Genomic DNA, 22292 nt, shown 5'->3' on the forward strand with positions numbered 1-22292 from the left:
TCATGCTTGCGCTCGTCGCCTGCGGCAAGAAGGAAGATGCCGCAAGCACTGCGACGCCTTCCGGTGCCGCATCGTCCGCCGCGCCGGCACCAGCCGTGTCACAGGAAGTGGCGGCGCTGAACGCCGATACGCTGCGCGACAAGGCTGCCAAGGCCTATCAGGAAAGCCGCCTGTACGCGCCCGCCGGCGACAACGCCATGGAGTACTACCTGGCGCTGCGCGACAAGGCGCCCGGCGATCCCGGTGCATCCAGCGCGTTGACCGACCTGCTGCCGATGGCCGTCATCGCCACCGAGCAGAGCCGTGATCGCGAGGATTTCACCGAGGCGCAGCGCCTGTACAGCCTGCTCGAAAAGGCCGATCCGAGCCATCCCGCGCTGGCACGCCTGAAGGCGAGCATCACGTCCGCGCAGGAAGCGGTGACCAAGCGCGGCGAGGAAGAAAAGCTGACCGCCGAACAGGAGCAGGCACGCACCGCGCAGCTCGAAAAGGAACGCCAGCAACAACAGGCGGCGCAACAGCAGCAGGCGGCACAGCAACTGGCCGCGCAGCAGGAGACCGAACGTCAGGCCGCCGCGCAGCGTGAAGCCGAAAGCAAGGCCGCGGCGCAAAGGGAAGCCGAGCGCCAGGCCGCCGCGCAGCGCGAGCAGCAGACCGCCACCGCTGCGGCGCCGAAGGCGGAAGCCGAACCCGCCGCCGCGCCGACACTGCGACCGGTCAGCACGCCCCAGCCGCGCTATCCGATGGATGCCCTGCGCGCGGGGCAGTCGGGTGAGGTGGAAGTCGAGTTCACGGTCGGCACCGACGGGACGGTCACCGGCGCCCGCGTCGTGCGCGCGAATCCACCACGCGTGTTCGATCGCGAAGCGGTCGCGGCGGTGAGGCGCTGGCGTTTCGAGCCGGTGCCGACGGCGGTGACGACGCGGCGCAAGATTGGATTCAGCGCCAGCAAGTAAAAATTCGAAAGAGTTTGAAGATCGAGAGCCGCGCAGAAATGCGCGGCTCTCGTTTTTTGCTCTTCATTTCCGCGAAGGCGGGAATGACGAAGAATGTCGAACCGATCCGAGAACGCTTCGACTTCTTCGGGGTTCGCTATCAACCCGAAATCGCCAGCCGCTCCTGCTGATACCGCCGCGTCGCCGCGAACCACAGCACGGCAGCGAGTCCCAGACCCGCGGCGAAATACACCGTCCACTCCTGCGGCATGATGGTTTCGCTTCGGATCACCTTCAACAGGATCTGGTTCTGCGCCAGGAACGGCACCACGTACTGCCACAGCTCCGTGCGCACCGGATTCACCATCAGCAGGATCGTCGGCACCATCGGCAGCAGCATCAGGATCGGCATGTGGCCCTGCGCTTCCTTCACCGATTTCGAGCCGGCCGAAATGTAGGTGAGCAGCGAACTGCCGATCAGCAGCATCGGCACCAGGATCAGCAGCATCTTCGCGATCGCCGGTCCGCTCACGTCCATCACGCGGCCGACGCCGGGCGCGAGCAACGTGCCGGCCTTCAACGCGAGCAGCGTCAGCGACAGGCTGATCAAACCGACGATGCACGCCGCGGCCATCTTGCCGCTGACGATGGCGCTGCGCGAAGCCGGCGTGGCCAGCAGTGGTTCCAGCGATTGGCGCTCGCGCTCGCCGGCGGTGGCGTCGATGATCAGGTGCGAGCCGCCGATGAAGGCGCTCAGGATCAGCAGGTAGGGCAGGAACACCAGCGCCATGCTGCGCCGCGCTTCCGGTGTCGACAGGTCCTTGTGCGAGACGGCCAGCGGCGCGGCCACGCTCGGGCTGATGCCGCGCGCGACCAGCCGCAACGCCGCGACCTTGCCGTTGTAAAGCGCCAGCGCCGCTTCCACGCGCGAGACCGGAATCGCGGCATCGTTGCGCGTGCTGTCGTGCACGATCTCCACCAGCGCCGGCTTTCCGGCGCGCCAGTCGTTGGCATAGCCCTCGCCGATGCGCAGGTAGACGTCTTCTTCCTGATTGCGGATCGCCGCGTCGGCATCGCCGGCGATCGGTTTGCGGGAGATGCCCTGGCTGGCGAGGAAGGCGATCAGGTTCGGCGCCTGTTCCGCGCCGACCATGGCGATGGCGAGCGGTTTCTCGGTCTGGCTCTTGGCGCGGTTCTGCGCCAGCGTGCCGATGCCGATGATCAGGCCAGGGACCAGCAGCGGGCCCATCACCAGCAGCAGGAACAAGGTGCGGCGGTCGCGCACCAGTTCGCGCAGCTCTTTCAGACAGACGATCAGCAAGGACTTCATGCGAGCATCCCTTCGTCTGAGCCGATCAGTTTCACGAACGCATCTTCCAGATTGGCTTCCGCCGTCTGCGCGCGCAGTTCGTCCGGCGTGCCTTGCGCGACGACGCGCCCGTGCGCGATCACCACGATGCGATCACACAGCGCCGCCACCTCCTGCATGATGTGGCTGGAGAAGATCACGCAACGGCCTTCCTCGCGCAGCTGCCGCAGGAAGTTGCGCAGGCCGCGCGTGGTCATCACGTCGAGGCCGTTGGTCGGTTCATCGAGAATGACGTTGCGCGGATCGTGCACCAGCGCGCGCGCGATCGCGGTCTTGGTGCGTTGGCCCTGGCTGAAGCCTTCGGTCTGCCGATCGAGGAAATCCTCCATCTGCAGCGCTTCGGCCAGTACGCGCGTGCGTGCATCGATCTGGGCGCGATCCATTCCGTGCAGTTCGCCGAAGTAGCGGATGTTCTCGCGCGCGGTCAGGCGCTTGTACACGCCACGCGCATCCGGCAGCACGCCGAGCGCGCGCCGCGCCGCAGCGGGATCGAGGGCGACGTCGCCACCGTCGACCGTCACGCGCCCGTGCTCCGGCGACATCAGCGTGTAGAGCATGCGCAGTGTCGTGGTCTTGCCGGCGCCGTTGGGGCCGAGCAGGCCGGTGATTTCGCCATCGCGCGCCTCGAAGCCGACATCGTCGACCGCGATCACGGGACCGGCCTTGCTCTTGAAGGTCTTGCGCAGGTGTTCCGCGATGATCATGGCGTCCATCCGTTGAATGTGGTGAACGGCGGCGTGTACGACAGGGTCGACAGGCAGTTCGTGTCCAGGGATTTCGCATCGGCGCTGTCGAAGAACAGCGCCAGCAGCTTGGGCATGCAGCCGGCGCCGATCACGTTGTGGCCCTGGCCGCGCAGCACCAGCGTTCGCGCGTTCGGCAGCGTCTTCGCGACGGCTTCGGCATAGGTTGGCGGTGTCACCGGATCGAGTTCGCCGGAGAGCAGTAACGCCGGCACGTCGCTGCGCAGCGGTGTGTGGAAATCGGCCGGCCGCTGTCCCTTCGGCCAGACTTCGCATTGCGCGAGCAGCGTCGAAATCAGCTCATTGCCGAGCAGGGAGTCGGCCATCGCCGGATCGCTGCGCAGGCCGTCGGCATCCTCGGCGCAGATCACTGACCACTGCATGCCCATGGCCATCTGATCGGAAAGATCGTCGCCCAGCATCTTCGACAACGCCATCAGGCCGTCGTAGCGGCCTTGCGCGCCTTCGTTGAGCAGCAGCGGCAGCACCGCGGCCGCGTCGGGCGCGTATGCGTACATGCGCGCGAGCGCGGCGACGTGCGCGCGCGTGAGCGTTTCCTGCTTGCTCTCGCCAGTGTTGGCGTCGCGATAGGTGACCTGCGGCGGCTGCGTCCGCAACCTCGTCATCAAGGTGTTCAGGCGTTCGCGCGGATTGCCGAGCGGCTTCGCGCAGTCCGGTCGCTTGCTGCACTGGCTGAATTGCAGATCGAGCGCGGATTCGAGGTTGCGCGCGAAATCGTTGCCGAGGTAGATCGTGTTCGGCGCCACCGAATCGAGCACCAGCGTGCGCGTGTGTTGCGGATAGCGGCGCGCGTACTGCTGCGCCACGCGCGTGCCGTAGGAGATGCCGAGCAGGTTGATCTTGTCGACGCTCAGCGCCGCCCGCACCGCGTCCAGATCGCGGATCGCATCGCTGGTGGTGTAGAAGCGGAGGTCCGCGCGCTTCGACAGAACATCTCGGCAGTACAGAGCCGCCGCGCGAGCGGAACCACCCGCTTCGATATCATCGTTGACCGGATCCTCGGCCGCATCACAGGCAAGCGAATTGGACGCGCCCGTGCCTCGCTGATCGACCAGGATCACGCCGCGACGCTTGCCCACTTCGCGGAACGCCCGCGCCACCATCGCGTAGCTCCGCGTCGCCGACTGCCCGGGGCCGCCGGCGAGCATGAACACCGGATCGGTGATGTCGCGATTGTCGTCGACCGCCGGAATCCAGGCGATGTTGAGCGCGATCCTGCGGCCCTTCGGCAGCGCGGGATTCTCGGCGACCTCGAACTTGCCGCATTGCGCTTCCACGCTCGGCGCGCCCGTGGGCGAGGGCAGCGTGCACGGCTGGAAGGCGATGCGGCCGAACATGCGTGTCGGCACCGGCGCGGCCGTTGCGCGGGCGGAGTCGGCCTTGTTCGCGGGCGCGGCCTGTTCGCTCGCGTAGCGGTACCCGAACCAGGCGAGCAGGCACAGCGCGACGAGGACGACTCTGGCTTTGCGGGACATGATGGCGGACATGATGCGGGACGGTCGATTCAGGATGACATGCCGGCGCCGTTGCGGAAACGTGACCAAAGGCAGGGCGGAGCCGCGCGGGCGCGAAAAAAACCCGACACGGACATGTCAGTTCCCCGCCAGCGAATCCGTTTTATAGATATGAGGGCGCATAGCGGACCCAGAACATTTGAACCCAAGGCTTCGGACATCGCGCACGGCATTCCCCTGCCGGCCGCGATTGCCAGGGACGGCTCTCTTCCCCGCGCGATCGCCTCGATCGAGAGCGGACCTTTATCGCAAGGAGTAGGCACATGCCCAGGAACAATGATCTCGAACACAACGTGCAGAACCTCGTCGAGGGCAAGCTGCTCAATCTCGACGTCACCCTCGCCTCGATGGTCAAGGGTGGGGCGCTGTCCGGACTGGATCCGTGGGACTTCTGGTGCGGCAACGGCTGGATCATCCGGCGCTGGCCAGGACCGCGCCGCTTTGAAGAATTCGACCGCGCCGCGCTGAAGGAACTGGTCCGCAACGAAATCGGCGCACAGCGGCAAGGTTGAGCATGCGATCGAACGTCGCGATGCAGGACGGGCCAACGCGGTCCGTCCTGTCCATGCCAGGCACGGCGAAGCTGCGCGGCACGTTCTGCGTCGATGCGGTGTTTTCGTATCTGCATGCGAACCTTCCCTCGTTGCGCGAATGCGCGCCGGGAGAGCGCGCCGCCGACAAGGCCGCGTGCGAGATCGCCCTGCTGTGCTGGGGCGTGGCGCGCAATGCCCCGGCGTGGGCGCGCGTGCGCTCGCAGGCCGAGCCGCTGTTGGAGTGGGCCGAGACGCGCCTGCGCGGTGATGCCGTCTTCGAAGGGATGCTGTGGCAGCCGTCGCGATTGCCGATGCTCGCGCTCGGCGATGGATTCCTGGCCGCGCTCGGATACGACATACCGGGATTCCGCATCGCCGCTTCCGCCGTCCACGCCTCAGGGTTGGGTGCGCATTGCGAGCGCAGTCCTTATCAGGCACTGGAAGTCGCCTTTGGCGAAGGCTTGTCGGGTGGCGAACCGGGGCCGCAGCCGCTGCATTGGTTGGCGCGTTCCCCATTTCTGCCGCTGCTGACGGTCGACGACGGCTACGCACTGACGCACGCCATCTTCTACCTCACCGACTTCGGTCAAAATCCATTGCCGCGCGACTATGCCGCGGCGGACATCCACGACACACTGGAAACCGGACTGTGGTGGTGCCTGTGGCGGCGCGATCTCGATCTGCTGGCCGAACTGCTGTTGTGCGCGCTGTTCACCGACATGCCCGCCACTGCCGCGATTCGAACCGCGAATGCGGTGCTGCGCGCCTGCGCGGACCAGCACGGACATCTTTCGGCGTGGGAAGACCTGCCCGCGCCGCATGGCGCGGCGCCACGTTTCTTCCAGCGCTATCACCCGCTGCTGGTCGCGGCATTGCTGGACAGCGAGCTTGAGCGGCGTGCGGTGTCGTGGTCACGCGCGACGGCCGTGCTCGCCACCGACATGCCGGCCGGGCGTGGTGATCCGACGGCGGTGCTCGGCATCGAGGAATCGCGCGAACGTCTCGGCGCGCTGCTGGCGGAGGCTTTCGACGACGCGCTCGCGACCTGCTACGGCGGCAGCCTGCGCGATGCGCTGTCGCCGCAGGCCTGCGTGCGGCCGGCCAGCGAGGATTGGCGCATCGTGCTCGGATTCGTGCGTCGCGATGCGTGGACGGTGACGGCCGGCGTCGCCGCTCAGCTACGCCGCATGCGCACGACAGCCTGCCTGCGCCATGCGATGCGCTGGCTGGAAACGCTGGCCCCGGTGGTGGCCGCGCGCGGCGGCGCCTGACGGCCAATTGCGAACGTTCGCTTCGGGCCGAACGCGAGCCCGCGCGCCGGAAGACACGCGTTCATACGAAGATTTTCCGGCATGTGTCGAATTCGCATCCGGCCGTTCGTCGTCATGGTGAAAGCGGGCAATCAGGCCGTCTGAGCCGATCTCCCGCAACCGGCTTTCACCAGGAGCACGTCGCGATGACCATCACCATTACCGCCTTTGAACGCTCGCCCGACGGCGGCAAGGGACTGGCGCGCGATACGCGCGTGCGCTGGGCGCTGGAAGAAGTCGGACAACCCTACGAGGTCCGCCTCGTTTCGTTCCGCGCGATGAAGGAACCCGCGCACCTGCGCCTGCATCCCTTCGGCCAGATTCCCACCTACGAGGAAGGCGATCTCGTCCTGTTCGAAACGGGCGCGATCGTCTTTCATCTCGCCCAAAACCACCCGGGCCTGTTGCCGGACGACGCCAATGCGCGGGCGCGCGCCATCACTTGGATGTTCGCCGCGCTCAATACCGTGGAACCACCGATCCTCGACCTCGTCATCGTCAAGTTCCAGGAAGGCGACAAGCCCTGGGCCAAGGAACGTCTGCCCCTGGTCGAAGAACGCATTCGCCATCGGCTGGTCCAGCTTTCGGCCCGTCTGGGTGGCGCCGACTGGCTCGACGGCGGGTTCAGCGCGGGTGATCTGATGATGGTGTCGGTGCTGCTCAGGCTGAGACCGTCGGGCATCCTGGACGAATTTCCGAGCCTGGCCGCCTATGTCGCCCGAGGCGAAGCGCGGCCTGCATACCAGCGTGCTTTCGCCGCTCAATGGGCGATCAATGCCGCCAAGCTGCAAGCCGGTTGATGGCGACGACCGCTGGGCAACTCAATCGATGTGCTCGATGTCTTGAGGAAGACCCACCCAGCGATGCATGCGCTCCTCATAAACCGATATCCGGGGCGGTGGAAAATTTGGGTCGGTGAAAACACCGACGGGAACTGCCACGATGTTCGGCATCGCACCCAACTGATAGAAGACCGTTGCACCGCACGTCGGGCAAAAGTGGAACCGGGCCACGCTGCCTTCGTCGCCGACCCGGACATACTCCGTGCTCTCACCCCGGATAGTCACTGCGTCGGCGGGGAATCTGGCTTGGGCGCCGAACACGCTGCCGGTGCGCTTTTGGCATGCGAGGCAATGGCAGATCGAGATGCGGACGGGATCCCCTTGGGCGCTGAGGGTGAGTTTTCCGCAGCTGCACGATGCGAGATGGTGAGTCATGGCGTCTTACATCTGAATTAAGTCGACCCGCGAAGCGGCTTCGCTTCAGCGAATTGTTAGGCTGCATCTGCGTGGTGCCTAAACGGAATCTTAGCGGAAAGCGCAAATCCGATTGCAACAGGAGTGGCGAACATAGCCGTTGAAAGGACAGACTCTACCCCGCATTTAATCAAGTGGCTGGAACACCACAGGTTATATGGACTGAGCAAAGTCCATGTGCCAATAACAAGAGAAAAGGCAAGTGCAACGCAAGCAATCCAAACTGTTGTCATGGCGTTGAGCTTGCGCAGCACGGCCAGTGCAGGTAGTCCAATGACGGTAAGAGCGACTAGAACGAAAGGGACCGCCAATACGAAGAAGTAAAGCATATAACCGGGAAGCAAGTGGCGAAGCTCCCCAGACGTAATATGGCCAAGAGAGACTTTGTTAAAACCTAGTTGCGTTGCTGCTATGGCGGTGCAAATGAAAGTTGCGAACAGCGCCCCAAGATAACCGCGCGCCAGGCGCACGCGCCCTAGGCCAACAAAGGCTTGCCTATCGGCGGGTGCTCCTATGGCCAGGACGATAAGGGTGCCAATGCAAATTAGCACCGGGAAAAAGAATGCCGCGTATGCGAAATCTGTGGCCATACAGCTCAACGCCTGAATTGAGTCGCCCCGCGAAGCGGCTTCGGCTTGGATGAATTGCTAGGTGCGCGGCTAGTCGCCCATAAACCACACGTAGGTGTGTGCTTGGCCCGAGTCCTCAATGAGCCGAACTACCTTTTGGAGGTGCTCGGCTGTCCGCATATGAGATACCGACGGGAGGATGTGGCGCAACTCACTGAGCAGGACAGGAATCTGATGCTGGTTGAAGCAAGCGTCTCCCGCGGGATCTATGAAGCGAAGGCAGGTGCTACCTGTTTGCCTAAAGAACAGGTTGCTAAGCCTGCTGAGCAGCATCTCCGGGTCCTCGACGGCAGCCAGGATCTGTCCGCGCTCGTCTCTCCAAAGAACGTCAATCCCCATGCGCGCACCTAACTAAAATTAGACCCCCAAGAGGGATATGGCCCGGATTCTGGGCATCCCCGCGATTAGCCGTCAATCAGGGTTTTTACTGCAAAAGCTGGGGCTTAGGCTGATATTTCTCGGCCCATGAGAATGGGACCTTGAGGGGGTTGTCTGGCATATCCGTTTCTATCGAACGGAACCCTGCGCGCTGCGAGGCAAGTCCGCAGGCGAAAACAACGCGGTCTGCGACAAGGCATCCATCCGGCATCCACGCTCACTTGCTACTGACGTACTTCTCCCGCCGAATCTGCGGCACCGGCAACCCATGCCCCTTCAACGCCTCGAAACAGGCGTCGACCATATCCGGATTGCCGCACAGATAAGCGATGTCACCCTCGGCGCGCGGGGCGAATTCGTCGAGGAACTGCTGCACATAGCCATGGCGCACGTCGGGGTGCGCATGCGGCGAGCCGGGTTCGGGCAATTCGCGCGACAGGCACGGCACGTAGCGGAAACCGGGATGGCGCGCGGCGAAGGCACGGAACTCATCGCCGTACAGCAATTCCTGCGGCGTGCGCGCGCCTTGCAGCAGCACGGCTTCGATGCCGCGTTCGGCCATCTGCCGCTCCAGCAGCGGCAGCATCGCGCGATAGGGCGTGACGCCGGTGCCGGTGGCAATCAGCAGGTAACGCCGGTTGGCGTCGGCCGGCTGCAGGCAGAACCGGCCGTAGGGGCCGCTGGCCTGCAGCTGGTCGCCATCCCGCAGGCCTTCGAACAGCGCCGTGGCGGCGCCGCCGGAGACGTAGCTCACCGCGATCTCGACGATGTCGCCCGGGCCGAGGGCGTGATCATGGATCGTCGCCAGCGAGTAGCTGCGCTTGGTGCCGGTGCCGTCGGCATAGCTGAAATGCACCTGCACGAACTGGCCGGGCACGAAATCCAGCGGCTGCCCGTCGTCGCGGACGAAGGAGAGGTGGGCGACGGTCGGCGCCAGCATGCGGCGGCCGACGAGTTTCAGCGGGAAGTGAACGGGCACCTAGGACCTGTCAGTACGGAGGAAATCGCTCGGCTGGCTTGAGATGTGCTCAAAGCCCTGGAACGGTTCGTTACCGGGCCGTGGCCCGTAGGGCGCCTATAATAACGGCTCCGCCGCTGCGATCGTGGCATTACACCGTTCCGCCGGCCCAGGCCTCCACGCTCTCCAAGCCGCCGGCGCGGCGGGCCTCGTCCCGCACGACGCCCGAATTGCACACGCTCCGATTGCACGCACAGCCCGACGCGACCCACCCCGCAGACGCCAACGAACCCAGCATGACCCCATCCCCGCAACCCGTGCCCGGCGCGCCCGCGCTGGCCATCCGCGATCTGCGCAAGACCTACGACACCGGCGTACAGGCCCTGAAAGGCGTGTCGCTGGACGTGCAGCCCGGAGACTTCTTCGCCCTGCTCGGCCCCAACGGCGCCGGCAAGAGCACCCTGATCGGCATCGTCTCCTCGCTGGTGAACAAGACTTCCGGCGATGTCAGCCTGTTCGGCGTCGACCTGCACGCGCAGCGCGATGCCGCGATGCGCCTGATCGGACTGGTGCCGCAGGAGCTGAACTTCAACATGTTCGAGAAGCCCTTCGACATCCTGGTCAACTACGCCGGGTTCTACGGCATCCCGCGCGCGGAGGCGATCGTGCGCGCGGAGGAGGAGCTCAAGCGTGCGCAGCTGTGGGACAAGGCCCGCACCATGGCGCGCACACTCTCGGGCGGCATGAAGCGGCGCCTGATGATCGCCCGCGCCATGATGACGCGGCCGAGGCTGCTGATCCTCGACGAACCCACCGCCGGCGTCGATATCGAGATCCGCCGCGGCATGTGGAGCACGCTGCGCGAGATCAACGCCGCCGGCACCACCATCATCCTCACCACGCACTATCTGGAAGAAGCCGAGAACCTGTGCCGGCATCTGGCGATCATCGATCGCGGCGTGATCGTCGAGCAGGGGCCGATGCGCGCGCTGCTCGCCAAGCTCGACGTCGAAGGCTTCCTGTTCGACATCGACGGCATGCTGCCGCCGACGCTGCCGCACATCGAAGGCGCCACGCTGCTCGCCACCGACGACCACACGCTCGATCTCGACATGCCGCGCGCGATGGACCTCAACCGTGTGTTCGCGGCGTTGAACGAGGCCGGTATCCGCGTGCGTTCGATGCGCACCAAGTCCAATCGCCTGGAAGAATTGTTCGTGCGCCTGACCGGACAGAACGGCGCCGCGCAGCAGCAGGGGAAGGCCGCATGAGTACGCAAACCCTGCCCGCAACCGCCGCGCAGACCAGTGTCGCCCGCCGCAACTGGGTGGCCTTCGTCACCATCGTGCGCCGCGAAGTGGTACGCATCCTGCGCATCTGGGGCCAGACCCTGGTGCCGCCGGCGATCACGATGACGCTGTACTTCCTCATCTTCGGCGGCCTGATCGGCTCGCGCGTCGGCACCATGGACGGCATCCGCTACATGGATTTCATCGTCCCGGGCCTGGTGATGATGAGCGTGATCCAGAACAGCTACGGCAACATCTCCTCCAGTTTCTTCGGGGCCAAGTTCGGACGCCACGTCGAGGAACTGCTGGTCAGCCCGATGCCGAGCTGGGTGATCCTCGGCGGCTACGTTACCGGCGCGGTGCTGCGCGGTCTGATGGTGGGCGTGATCGTGCTGTGCATCGCCATGTTCTTCACCCACGTGCGCCTGCCGCATCCGCTGGTGACGCTGAGCACGGTGGTGTTGGGCGCGACGATCTTCTCGCTGGCCGGCTTCGTCAACGCCGTGTACGCGAAGAAATTCGACGACGTGGCGATCGTGCCGATCTTCATCCTCACCCCGCTCACGTATCTCGGCGGCGTGTTCTATTCGGTGAAGCTGCTGCCGGGCTGGGCCGAGACGCTCACCCACGCCAATCCGATCTTCTACATGGTCAACGCGTTCCGTTACGGCCTGCTCGGTGTGTCCGACGTGCCGCTGTGGGTGGCGTATGCGTTGATGCTGGGCTTCGTCGTCGCGCTGACCGCGCTCGGCTTGTGGCTGCTCAAGCGCGGCGTCGGCCTGCGCAGCTGATGTGATGTCGGGATTGCGCATCCTCGTCCTCGGTGCGGGCGGTACCGGCGGTTATTTCGGCGGACGTCTCGCGCAATCCGGCGCCGACGTGACCTTCCTGGTGCGGCCGGCGCGCGCGGCGCAATTGCAACGCGATGGCCTGCGCATCCGCAGCCCGCTCGGCGATGCCGACATCCGCGTCGCTTACACAACGGCGGACGAACTGCCGTCGCTGGCGGCACGCCGACCGTTCGATCTGGTGCTGCTGAGCTGCAAGGCCTACGACCTCGACAGCTCGATCGAGGCCATCGCGCCCGCCATCGGCCCGGACACGGCCGTGCTGCCGATCCTCAACGGCCTGCGCCATTACGACGCGCTCGATGCCTGCTTCGGCGCGGATCGCGTACTTGGTGGGCTGTGCGTCATCAGTGCGATGAAAGGTCCGGGAGGCGAGGTCTTGCATCTGGCCAGGCTGGCCTCGATCACGTTCGGCGAACGCACGCCGGGCGTGGGGACCTCGCAGCTGCAAGCGCTCGACGCGCTGTGCGCGCAGGCGGGAATCGACCACCTGCACAGCCCGCGCATCGCGCAGGAGTTGTGGAACAAGTTCAGCTTCCTCGCCACGCTCGCCGCCGGCACCTGCCTGATGCGTGCCAGTGTCGGCCGCATCGTCGCCAGCGAGGGCGGCACCGCATTCATGGACGCCCTCCATCGCGAATGCCTCGCCGTGGCTGAAGCCGCCGGGCAGCCGGTGCCAGCACAGACCGTGGTTGCCGCCCGCGACACCCTGACCCAGGCAGGCTCACCGCTCACCGCCTCGATGCTGCGCGATCTCGAATCCGGGCAACCGGTGGAAGCCGCACACATCGTCGGCGACATGCTGCACCGCGCTCGCGCGGCCGGCCTCGACGCACCGCTGCTTGGCGCCGCCTGGATCCACTTGCAGAGCTACGAATCCCGGCGCGAAGAACCGGCGAAACCCTGACGCCGAAGCGCTTGCGCGAACCCCGTCACGGTTGCAAACTGATCACAGGACGTGGGGACGTCCACAAGGAAAGGGGCACACTCATGTTCGCAAAATGGCTATCGGTCGGCATCCTGCTGGCCGTGACTTCAACCGCGTTCGCCCAAGACGATGGCGAAGCCAAGCTGAAAGCTTTCGTCGATGGGTTGCAATTCCGCAGCGGCGAGATCGCCGTGCCGGAAGCCGAAGCGCATTTCAAACTCGACTCGGCCTTCCGCTATCTCGACAAGGCCGACGCCCGCAAGGTGCTGGAAGAGCTGTGGGGCAATCCGCCTGACGATACCGTGCTCGGCCTGGTGGTGCCGACCGCGCAACCGCTCGCCAGCGACGACTCGTGGGCGGTGGTGGTGACGTACTCCGACGACGGCTACGTCTCCGACGAGGACGCCGCCAAGACCGACTACGACGAACTGCTGAAAGACATGAAGGCAGGCACGGAGGAAGAGAACGCCGAGCGCAAGAAGGCCGGCTACGAAACCGTCGACCTCGTCGGCTGGGCGGAGCCGCCGCGCTACGACAGCGCCAACAAGAAGCTGATCTGGGCCAAGGAACTGAATTTCGCGGGCTCCGAGCAGCACACGCTCAACTACGACATCCGTGTGCTTGGGCGCCGCGGCTATCTCAGCCTCAACGCGGTGGGCGGGATGTCCCAGTTGCCGACGGTGCAGGCGGGCATGCAGCAGCTGTTGCCGATGACCGAGTTCGATCAGGGCGCGCGCTACGCCGATTACGATGCGTCCACCGACAAGGTCGCCGCTTACGGCATCGCGGCGCTGATCGGCGGTGGCCTGGCCGCGAAAACCGGCCTGCTCGCCAAGATTGGCGTGCTGCTGCTAAGCCTGAAGAAGCTGCTGATCCCGCTGGTGCTGGTGATTGTGGCGTTCGGTAAGAAGATCCTAGGATTCTTCACCCGCGATAAAACAACTTCTTAGATTACTCATAAAAACACGTCCAACTGGAAGCGGTTGGAGTACTCGTACATTTATGAACAGAAAAGCAAGAACAAAGAGATCGATGATTATGAAAAATTCTCTTCGAAATAAAACTCCATGGAAAACTCATGCGAGTTTATTTGCGTTAATTATATTTAGTGTGATTAAGCCGAGCCTTGTAAGCGCACAGGCTTTTAGTTCACACCTTTCTTATGATGAAGAGGTTGAAAAATCTAGGAATTTTGTATCATTGGACAATGATTTGTTCGGGGAAAAAATAAATCTCCAAGATGGAGTCGTGACATTCATTCAAAATGATGCCGTAATAAAAACAAACTATGGCCTCGATCTTATATTTGGAAGGATAAAGAAAACCATAAGCCCATACTCAAGGGCGGTCCCTGCACCGCCAGGCTTCTTGGATTGGGGGATTAATGTGCCATATATGGTGGGCACATATGACACTAGGGATGGATGGAATGTTGATGGGGCAGGAACAAGGCGATGCAGCGCGGGAAAGTATGCGCCAAAAGAAAATCTGCCTTCCGTTGGAGCAAATTATTATCCATACAAGCTAAATGCGCATAATTATTGGCATGGAGTTGAAATTTATATTCCTGCCAGTGGTAGCGAGATTGTTCTGCAAAAAAACTCCGGTCAGCCTACACCTTCGGATGGGAAAGTCTATTTTGGGTCGACTAAGTCTGAGTGGAGAATAGGCTGTATAGCCACGCTTAAAAATGGCCCTGGGGAGGGGTTCACTGCGTTGCTCCCTAATGGCGTTGTTTATTATTTCGATTGGATCGTGGAAATTGATGCGCCAGATTTTCGCCCAAACGCAATATTGGGAGGTTCCCCAGAGCTGGCGTGGCCATTGTCCTATTATTATATTTTTGCCACTAAAGTTTCAGATCGTTTCGGCAACACGATTACTTATTCTTATGATACATCTAATCCTGCTATGTTAAAAAATATAGTCTCCAGCGACGGGGCTAGAATAGATGTTACATATAGTGATGGATTAATATCAAAGATAACATCAGGATCTAGAGCATGGCTTTACGACAATGACCGTACTGGAGAAAACAACACGGCACTTCCATATTTGCGCTCTGTTACTCTTCCAGATAATTCAAAATGGATTTTTTATCCTAAGCAGCTGGACGCTAGTCAGTGGGGAGGTGGCAGTGGCTTGACGCTTTTCGGGTATGGTTATGACTGGAAAGGAAAGTGTGAGGCAGGTATACGCAATTTGGGTCAGCCCCGAGAAGATCAAGAAGTTGATCCAGCATTCCTCCCCCTATTTAAGGAGGTCATGACGCATCCATCCGGCGTAAAAGGGGAGTTTGATTTTCGTCCAATGTTTCATGGTGTTAACAATGCCCCTGGTCGTTGCGAGTTAGCCGCTGGATCCACTCCAGTTGTAACTGGAGTTCCAACTGTGTATGGAGTTGCATCATTAAAAACAAAACGAGTAACTGGTCTTGGACTTCCAGCAATGATTTGGAGTTATGAATATGACTCTAGTTGGTCTTTTGACTTTCAGTGTAATCAAGGCGCGGCGTGCGATGACCATACAATAACAAAAGTATCGCTGCCGAACGGAGTTGCTGAAAAATATAATTTTGGAAACGATTATCGCAATAATCAAGGCAGACTGCTGTCAAAAACTATAGAAAAGGATGGCGTTGCCTACTTATCAGGCAATATCTCTTATATTCAAACGCTAAATGGACATCCATTTCCAGACAACTATGGTGATATCCCGAAAGGAAGCGGGCTTCCTGATATGTACGGAAACCCATTATTCTTTAAACGCCGCCCTGTGCAAATTTCTTCGTTTCAGCAGGACGGCATTACATTTAATCATAGTGTTGGGACTTTCGACTCTTTAGCCCGCCCCTTGAGTGTGACCAAGTCGAGTTCGTTGGGCTACAGCCGCACCGAGGCGACAGCCTATTCGGACAACCTGTCCAAGTGGGTGCTGGGCCAGGTCAAATCGGTGACGTGCACGGCCTCGGTGCCGGCCAGCAGCGTCTGCGATGGCGACGTCATGTCCCAGACCGACTACGACGCCACGACCGCGCTGCCGCTGCGCAGCTACGCCTTCGGCAAGCTCAAGCAGACCCTGACCTACAACCCCGACGGCACGGTGGCGACGGTGAAGGACGGCAACAACAACGTCACGACCCTGTCGAGCTGGAAGCGCGGCACCCCGCAGTCGATCAAGCACCCGGTCACCCCCGAGAGCCCGAGCGGCGCCACCGAGTCGGCCGTGGTCGACGACAACGGCTGGATCCAGTCGGTCACCGACGAGACCGGCGCCAAGACCTGCTACGGCTACGACGCCATGGGCCGGATCAATCTGATCACCTACCCCTCGGAGACCCAGTCCGGCGTCTGCGACACCTCGGCCTGGGCTTCGACCTCGATCACCTTCGATGACGGCTATCCGGCGGCCTACGGCATGCCCGCCGGCCATTGGCGGCAGACGACTCTCACCGGCCAGGGCCGGAAGGTAGCCATCTTCGATGCGCTGTGGCGCCCGGTGGTCGAGCAGAGCGTGGATCTGGGCAATACCGCCGGCACGATGTCGGAGGTCGTCAAGCGCTACGACACGCAGGGCCGGCTGGTGTTCCAGTCCTATCCGATGAACACCAACGGACAGGCCAACTACACCGACACGACGCTCAAGGGCACCACGACCAGCTACGACGCGCTGGATCGTCCGACCACGGTCAAGCAGGACTCCGAACTCGGCGTGCTGACCACGACCACCGAGTACCTGAGCGGCTTCCAGACCCGGGTCACCAACCCGCGCGGCCAGAAGACCACCACCACCTACATGGCCTGGGACCAGCCCACGACCGAGCTGCCAGTGGCGATCGATCAGCCCAAGGGCGTGCGCACCACGATCCCGCGCGATGCCTACGGCAAACCGCTGCAGGTCACGCGCTCCGGTCCGGATCAATAAGGGGCGCCGCCATGCACGACTCTCATCAGACCTTGAGTCCCTCGGACGCGAGCCAGCGGCCCCGTGCCTTCTTTCAAGGATTGTCCATGAAGCGCTTCTTCCTGCTGCTGGCTTTGTTGCTGACAGGCGCGCCGGCCTGGGCCCAGGTGATCGGCAACATCGACGGCGTGGTGCTGTCGGGCACCCAGTACCGGATCAACGGCTGGGCCTGCGATACCGGCGTGATCGCCTCGATCGACGTGCACGTGTATGTCGGCGGTCCAGCCGGCACCGGCACGGGCATCGCCATCACCACCGCCAGCAATGCCAGCGAAGCGGCGGTCGCGACTCGTTGCGGGACCTCCGGCACCGCGTACCGCTTCTCGATCCCGATCAGCGATGCGATCCGTACCCAGCACTCGAACAAGAAGATCTACGTCCACGGCATCTCCCAGACCGGCGGCTCGAACCTGACGATCAACAACTCGGGCGTGTTCCTGGTGCCACCGCCGCTATCGCAGACGCGCAGCTACGTCTACAACGCCGCGCAGGAGCTGTGCAAAACCATCGAACCGGAGACCGGGGCGACAGTGATGCACTACGACGGCGCCGGCAACCTGGACTGGAGCGCGGCGGGTCTCAACCTCACCAGCACTACCAGCTGCCAGGACACGGATGCCAGCATCGCCGCGCGCAAGGTCACGCGCACGTACGACGCGCGCAATCGCCTGAAGACACTGAACTTCCCAGATACCAAGGGCAACCAGACCTGGACGTACTTCCCGGATGGCCTGCCGGCCTCGATCGCGGTGACGAACCCGAACGTCGCCAACCCGACACTCACCAGCTATGCCTACAACCGGCGGCGTCTGTTGACCGGCGAGAGCCTGAACCACCTGGGCGGCACCTCGGTGTGGGGCGCCGGCTACGGCTATGACGCCAACGGATCCCTGAAGATCCAGACCTACCCGAGCGGCCTGTCGATCGACTACGCCCCCAACGCCCTGGGCCAGCCGACGCAGGCGGGCACCTACGCCACCGGCGTGAGCTACTACCCCAACGGCGCGATTGCCCAGTTCACCTACGGCAACGGCATCAAGCACACGCTGACGCAGAACTTGCGCCACCTGCCTGACCGCAGCCTGGACGACTACGGCACCAGCAAGTTCCTGGACGACAGCTACGACTACGACCAGAACGGCAACGTGGCGGCGATCAGCGATGGCCTGTCGGGCAACCGCGGCAATCGCACGATGACCTACGACGAGCTGGACCGGCTGACCAAGGTCGACTCGCCGATGTACGGCACCGATGCCGCGAACCATGTGGCCCTGTACAGCTACGACGGCCTCGACAACCTGACCGGCGTGGTCATCGGTGGTACCAAGGCACGGCTCCTGGCGTACTGCTACGACGCCAACTGGCGGCTGGCGAACGTCAAGAACAACTTTAATGGCGAAGGCTGCGCCGGCAGCACGGTGATCGGCCTGGGTTACGACGTGCAGGGCAACCTGGCGAACAAGAACGGCCAGGCTTTCGAGTTCGACTACGGCAACCGACTGCGCAAGGTGCCGGGCAAGGAGTGGTACGCCTACGACGGCCAGGGCCGGCGCGTGCTCAGCTGCACGTCCGCAGCGTGCAGCTATCAGATGTACAGCCAGTCGGGGCAGCTGCTGACCAGCTACGACTACCGTAACAACAAGCGGGTGGAGTCGATCTATCTCGGCGGCAGTCTTGTCGCGCTCAGAGAGCTGAACACCACGACCAGCACCACCACGACGAAATACCAGCACACCGATGCGCTGGGCAGTCCGGTGGCGGAGACGGATCAGAATCGCGCCATCCTCGAGAGGAGCGAATACGAGCCGTTCGGGCAGGTGCTGAATCGGCCGCTGGAGGATGGGCCGGGCTATACCGGGCATACGCTGGATGCGAGCACTGGGCTGAACTACATGCAGCAGCGGTACTACGATCCCAATATCGGACGGTTCCTCTCGGTTGATCCAGTCACGGCAGACTCGGTAACAGGAACCAACTTTAATCGGTATTGGTATGCCAATAATAATCCTTATAGATTTACGGATCCAGATGGGCGAGAAACGGCAGAGGAAGATCTTCCTATAGAACTAGCGCCAGTAATAGTTACAGCGACTGCTGGGTCTGTTGCATTGCCCCCGACAACAACATTACCGCCTGTTCCAGTAACTGCTCCACGCCCCGCTCCCCGACCTATGACGCCTCTGCGACCAGTTCCCCTTCCTGTTCCCTGGCCTGAATTGATTGCGAGTAGGGTGTTGTTGCCATTATTACTAGTATGGCCTACAGAGTTGGGCGCATCTCCATGTGAAATGCCAGGGGGCGGGCCATGTGGGATGAGGTCCAGTGCTTTACCTCCAAGCTATTGGCCCGGCGATAAAGGAGCGGAAGAGTGGGGGCGTCGAAATGGAGTTGGGGCTAAGGAAGGACGCGGTAGGTTCCATGGCATTAAACAAAGCGAGAAAGGGCAGGGTGGTGGTCGAGGCAAAGAAAACTACGGAGTCAATCCAGATACAGGTGACGTTGTGAACCCTGCTGGCGAAGTTGTCGGCAACTTAGATGAAGTGAAATCAAAATGAGTAATTTGAATGTCATAAGTCGGATTTCAGTGTATCTCAAGGGAGACAATCTAAATCCTGAAGAATTAACAAGGCAGCTGGGCATTGCCCCGAGTCAGTATCATAAGAAAGGAGATAGATGGCTAACATCCTCTGGTAAGGAGGTTGTTGAGAAGACAGGAATGTGGGCTATGTCTATTCAAGCAGAGGGAGATATATCGGCCACGCTTAAAGATATTGCGTCAAGATTAAGCAATAGTAGGGTTATATCGCGAGGTCTGTCTGATGTTGAAGAGGCTTACATAGATGTTTTCATCGCGGTAGATGCTGATGAGGATGGGGGGGGGACGAGCGAATTTTACCTTGATGTGGAGAGTATCGCTGCTGTTAGAGAGTTAAATCTTGCAGTGCAATTTACCGTTGCCGTTGTGCGGGAATAGCTCTCTTAAATGAGTATAATTCTTCAAAATTGATTTTTGAAAAAGATTTGTTATTTGACTAAAACTTCACGCTAATTGAAACACCATATTCGCGTGATCGACCGGGGACGAATGTTGGCGTGCTGAACTGACGGCCGGTGTTGCCGGCGTCGATCAGATATTCCTCGTCGGTGAGGTTGGTGGCCCACACGCCGATGTCCCAATCCTTGTTCAGGCGCACGCCCAGGCGCAGATTGAGCAGGCCGTAGGCTTTCTGTTCCAGTCCTGGCGTGTTTTCGTCCTCGAAGTAGATCTTCGACTTCCAGGTATACGACGGGCGCAGATAGAAATAGTCGCCCGAGCCGAACGGAACCTGCCAATCCAGGCCGATCGCGGCGGAATGGTCGGGTGTCAGGCGGAAGCGATTGCCGGCAAATTCTTGAGGATTACCGTTGTCATCACGGTCATCAAAACGAGCATGCGTCCAAGCATAGTTACCGAAAACAGTGAGTCCGTCCGCCAGCCTGCCGCTCATCGAAGCTTCGATGCCTTTAGCCGTGGCATTGCCCGCATTGGTGGGAATGAAAAGCGGTGTGCCGCCACGTGGATTTGGGCGTGAGGATTGGAAGTTGGAGTAGTTGTACCAGTAACCGGCCAAATCGTAGACCAGACGGCCATTCAAGGCATTTCCCTTGATGCCGATTTCATAGCTCTCAACGATTTCTGCAGGAAGCACATCGGTTTTCTGAACGACAACGCCGTTGCTGTCTCGTGGTTCGACGCTGATTACGTTAGGACGTCGTCCGCGGGAGATGGTGGCGTATCCGCTCAAGTGGTCGTTGAAGACATAGCGAGCGGCAATACGGCCGACTAACGAATCGAAAGACTCGCTATGCTGCATACGACCATTGGTGGCCAAGTTAAGAATATTGTTTCCCGCTAGGGGACGAATCGCCGAGCCCGTGTCTTCGCCAGTTGCGTCGATCTTTGTGCCGCCGAGTCCATTGAGTAGACTTGCAGTGTTGCCCTTGAAGCCTTCGTATGCTCCGTATAGCCGCTCCTTTGTTCCTCGCAAGCCGGCGCTGAGCTCAAAGCGATCATTGACGCGCCAGGTGCCGTCGACAAAGAGATCCCAAGATTTGGTCGACGCATAATTCGCAAAGGACTCTTCGTGATAAGGCTTGAGAAGGCCTTCCAATCCGAGGAGGGTGTAATTTAGATTCGGGCTGCCATCGGGCAAAGTCGGCGGAATGATTGGAACCGTAGCTCCCCCGAGGAGATCGGATACCTGCTGACGAAACTCTGCATTTTGCGATAGCAGCGCCGCCAGACTACGTTCATCAGTCCGGAACGGCACGGTCTGCGACCCTTCCTCCTCGAAGTAGCTGGTGCCGAAGAAGCCAGCGAAGCTGCCGCCATTATCGTAATTGAAGCGCAGCTCGTGGCTCCACTGCGTGCCTTCGGCGATTTCGGCGAATTCGAGCGCATACACCTGCGAACCATCAGCGTCGAATTCCTCATGCGAATCGAACTCGCGCCAGCCGCTGATGGTATTCAACGTCCAGTTGTCGTTGAGCGGGAACGATCCAAGTACCGTCGCACCGTAGACTTTCCGGCGCAGCCCCAGCTCGTCGCCGCGATTGAGTTCCGCAGTGTCGTAATGGCTGGTACTGCCGCGGCGATTCGGAATGGTGCCGCTACGGAAATCGGTGCCAGGCGGCGTGTCTTCCTGATAGTTGAGGATGAAATCCAGCTTGCTAGCCTCGCCGATGCGCGCACCGAGGCTGAAACGCGCGGCGGTGGTGTCCTTGCCGTTCAAGGTGCCGCCGGCGGCATTGTCGACGCTGCCGTCGCGCTTTTCGTGGAACACCGCCATGCGCGCGAACAGGGCATCCGGCGCGATCGAAGTGTTCACGTAACCGTTGATCAGACGCTGATTCTCGCTGCCGACGCCCAGTTCGAGCATCCCGGAATCTTCGTCGCGCGCCTTGTTCTGGATCAGATGCACGGCGCCGACTTCGGCGGCGCGCCCGAACAGCGTGCCTTGCGGCCCGCGCAGCACTTCCACGCGATCCATGTCGAACAATTCGACCGACGATCCACGCGAACTGCTGATCGAAATGCCATCCTGGAACACCGACACGCGCGGCGCTTCCTTCGGATCACCGCTGTCGGAAGTGATACCGCGGATCACGAAACCGGGGTTGTTCGGACTCTGCTCCTGCACCTGCAGACCGGGCACGTAGTCCGCGAGCTGGCCCATGCTGGTGATGCCGAGCTTGTCCATGAAATCGCCCGAGTAGGCGGTGATGGCGATCGGCACCTCTTCCACCTGCTGTTCGCGCTTCTGCGCGGTGACCACCATCTTATCGAGCTGGACGGGATCGGAATTCGCCGGTGCGGATTCCTGGGCCAGGGCCAGGCCCGGCAGGGCGAGCCCAGGAAGCGCGAGGGCGGGAAGGGCGAGGGCGGGAAGGGCGGCGCGCAGGGCGCGGGAAAGCAGGCGACGGCGGAAAACGGCCGGACGGCGTTGGTCGGTACGCATGTTGTGATGGATCCCCTGGTTGGGCATGGGATGCCCGCTGCGATAGGCAAGACAGCTGTGCAGCATGTCCGCCCCCTGTTGCGGGAGCATGACTCCATCCCGGCGTCATGCCAAGGTCAC

General features: G+C 61.7%; 19 protein-coding genes. 12 read left to right on the plus strand and 7 right to left on the minus strand.

Annotated elements, in window-relative coordinates:
- The first annotated feature begins 2 nt into the window (after positions 1-2).
- Positions 3-956: an energy transducer TonB gene (locus AC1RNP_RS01820; RefSeq protein ID WP_493049505.1), complete on the plus strand. Its 954-nt coding sequence runs from the start codon at positions 3-5 to the stop codon at positions 954-956.
- A 139-nt stretch (positions 957-1095) separates the two neighbouring features.
- On the opposite strand, the gene AC1RNP_RS01825 is transcribed toward AC1RNP_RS01820, so the two are convergent.
- From AC1RNP_RS01825 to AC1RNP_RS01835, 3 genes are read right to left on the minus strand one after another with little or no spacing between them, the layout of a single operon-like run.
- A complete protein-coding gene (locus AC1RNP_RS01825) occupies positions 1096-2265 on the minus strand; it encodes an ABC transporter permease (protein WP_493049506.1) in 1170 nt (389 codons plus the stop codon).
- Positions 2262-3008 (minus strand): ABC transporter ATP-binding protein, encoded by a 747-nt coding sequence (locus AC1RNP_RS01830; RefSeq protein ID WP_493049507.1) that lies wholly within the window; start codon positions 3006-3008, stop codon positions 2262-2264. The genes AC1RNP_RS01825 and AC1RNP_RS01830 overlap by 4 nt, the downstream gene beginning before the upstream one ends.
- A complete protein-coding gene (locus AC1RNP_RS01835; RefSeq protein WP_493049508.1) occupies positions 3005-4555 on the minus strand; it encodes an alpha/beta hydrolase in 1551 nt (516 codons plus the stop codon). The genes AC1RNP_RS01830 and AC1RNP_RS01835 overlap by 4 nt, the downstream gene beginning before the upstream one ends.
- Before the next feature lie 290 nt (positions 4556-4845).
- On the opposite strand from AC1RNP_RS01835, the gene AC1RNP_RS01840 reads away from it, so the two are divergent.
- The 3 genes from AC1RNP_RS01840 to AC1RNP_RS01850 all read left to right on the plus strand — a co-directional run bounded on the left by AC1RNP_RS01840 (position 4846) and on the right by AC1RNP_RS01850 (position 7225).
- A complete protein-coding gene (locus AC1RNP_RS01840; protein WP_493049509.1) occupies positions 4846-5094 on the plus strand; it encodes a hypothetical protein in 249 nt (82 codons plus the stop codon).
- Between the two features lie 53 nt (positions 5095-5147).
- Positions 5148-6386, plus strand: a complete 1239-nt coding sequence (locus tag AC1RNP_RS01845; RefSeq protein ID WP_493049511.1) for a DUF6895 family protein — start codon at positions 5148-5150, stop codon at positions 6384-6386.
- 185 nt (positions 6387-6571) lie between these two features.
- On the plus strand, positions 6572-7225 hold the full coding sequence (locus AC1RNP_RS01850; RefSeq protein ID WP_493049512.1) for a glutathione S-transferase family protein: 654 nt from the start codon (positions 6572-6574) through the stop codon (positions 7223-7225).
- A gap of 21 nt (positions 7226-7246) precedes the next feature.
- Here the strand turns inward: AC1RNP_RS01850 and AC1RNP_RS01855 are convergent, their stop codons facing one another.
- Entirely contained in the window at positions 7247-7642 is a 396-nt protein-coding gene (locus AC1RNP_RS01855) for a GFA family protein (protein WP_493049513.1), read from the minus strand.
- Between the two features lie 56 nt (positions 7643-7698).
- On the minus strand, positions 7699-8271 hold the full coding sequence (locus AC1RNP_RS01860; RefSeq protein ID WP_493049514.1) for a hypothetical protein: 573 nt from the start codon (positions 8269-8271) through the stop codon (positions 7699-7701).
- 102 nt (positions 8272-8373) lie between these two features.
- On the opposite strand from AC1RNP_RS01860, the gene AC1RNP_RS01865 reads away from it, so the two are divergent.
- Positions 8374-8661 (plus strand): hypothetical protein, encoded by a 288-nt coding sequence (locus AC1RNP_RS01865; RefSeq protein WP_493049515.1) that lies wholly within the window; start codon positions 8374-8376, stop codon positions 8659-8661.
- 244 nt (positions 8662-8905) lie between these two features.
- Here the strand turns inward: AC1RNP_RS01865 and AC1RNP_RS01870 are convergent, their stop codons facing one another.
- The gene (locus AC1RNP_RS01870; RefSeq protein ID WP_493049516.1) at positions 8906-9667 is read right to left on the minus strand and encodes an FAD-binding oxidoreductase; all 762 of its coding nucleotides are present in this window, start codon (positions 9665-9667) and stop codon (positions 8906-8908) included.
- Positions 9668-9942: 275 nt separating this feature from the next.
- On the opposite strand from AC1RNP_RS01870, the gene AC1RNP_RS01875 reads away from it, so the two are divergent.
- From AC1RNP_RS01875 to AC1RNP_RS01905, 7 genes are all read left to right on the plus strand, one after another.
- Positions 9943-10917, plus strand: coding sequence for an ABC transporter ATP-binding protein (locus tag AC1RNP_RS01875; RefSeq protein ID WP_493049517.1), 975 nt, complete (start codon positions 9943-9945; stop codon positions 10915-10917).
- A complete protein-coding gene (locus tag AC1RNP_RS01880) occupies positions 10914-11726 on the plus strand; it encodes an ABC transporter permease (protein WP_493049518.1) in 813 nt (270 codons plus the stop codon). The genes AC1RNP_RS01875 and AC1RNP_RS01880 overlap by 4 nt, the downstream gene beginning before the upstream one ends.
- Before the next feature lie 13 nt (positions 11727-11739).
- Complete coding sequence (gene panE, locus AC1RNP_RS01885) at positions 11740-12690, plus strand: 2-dehydropantoate 2-reductase (RefSeq protein ID WP_493049789.1); 951 nt, start codon at positions 11740-11742, stop codon at positions 12688-12690.
- A gap of 83 nt (positions 12691-12773) precedes the next feature.
- Positions 12774-13661 (plus strand): DUF2167 domain-containing protein, encoded by an 888-nt coding sequence (locus AC1RNP_RS01890; protein ID WP_493049519.1) that lies wholly within the window; start codon positions 12774-12776, stop codon positions 13659-13661.
- A gap of 1903 nt (positions 13662-15564) precedes the next feature.
- Positions 15565-16635, plus strand: a complete 1071-nt coding sequence (locus tag AC1RNP_RS01895) for an RHS repeat domain-containing protein (protein WP_493049521.1) — start codon at positions 15565-15567, stop codon at positions 16633-16635.
- Positions 16636-16721: 86 nt separating this feature from the next.
- A complete protein-coding gene (locus AC1RNP_RS01900) occupies positions 16722-19229 on the plus strand; it encodes an RHS repeat domain-containing protein (RefSeq protein ID WP_493049522.1) in 2508 nt (835 codons plus the stop codon).
- Positions 19226-19648, plus strand: a complete 423-nt coding sequence (locus tag AC1RNP_RS01905; RefSeq protein WP_493049523.1) for a DUF4279 domain-containing protein — start codon at positions 19226-19228, stop codon at positions 19646-19648. The genes AC1RNP_RS01900 and AC1RNP_RS01905 overlap by 4 nt, the downstream gene beginning before the upstream one ends.
- 58 nt (positions 19649-19706) lie before the next feature.
- Here the strand turns inward: AC1RNP_RS01905 and AC1RNP_RS01910 are convergent, their stop codons facing one another.
- Positions 19707-22262, minus strand: coding sequence for a TonB-dependent receptor (locus tag AC1RNP_RS01910; RefSeq protein ID WP_493049524.1), 2556 nt, complete (start codon positions 22260-22262; stop codon positions 19707-19709).
- Between the last annotated feature and the right edge of the window lie 30 nt (positions 22263-22292).

The sequence above is a fragment of the Luteimonas sp. GW821-FHT14E02 genome (assembly GCF_058803905.1).